At 60.0% G+C, this 425-nt stretch carries 1 protein-coding gene; it reads right to left on the minus strand.

Annotated elements, in window-relative coordinates:
* Positions 1-419, minus strand: a 419-nt coding sequence (locus tag D7W79_RS42810) for a nitrile hydratase subunit alpha (protein WP_244222295.1), incomplete at its 3' end; no start/stop codon positions are given.
* Between the last annotated feature and the right edge of the window lie 6 nt (positions 420-425).

Raw genomic sequence — 425 nt, forward strand, 5'->3', positions numbered from 1 at the left:
TCTTCGCTCAGAGCTTCTGTTCCAGCAGGGCGCAAAGGCAGGACTAGGTATCGGATGACAGCCGTGGAGTCGCTGACGCGGATCTCAACGTCGTCCGGGATGTGAGTGCCGAACTCCTCCAGCACCGCTCTCGGTTCATGGACGGCGCGAGCTCGGTACGGCTTCAGTTTGTACCAGTCTGGTGGCAGACCAAGGACGGGCCGGGGATAGCAGGAGCACAAGGTGCAGACGATCAGATTGTGGACGTCCACCGTGTTCTCGAGCACGATCAGTTGGGTATCGTCGTAGAATGTGATGCCCAGTTCTTCGCAGGCGGTGCGTCCGTTTTCCAGGAGCCGTTCCTTGTAAGCGGGATCCATCCAAGCCCTGGCGACGACCTTGGCGCCGAGTGCGGGAGTTCGAGAGTCGAGGACTTCGATCTGCCT

Source organism: Corallococcus exercitus, from assembly GCF_003611585.1.
Classification (GTDB): domain Bacteria; phylum Myxococcota; class Myxococcia; order Myxococcales; family Myxococcaceae; genus Corallococcus; species Corallococcus exercitus.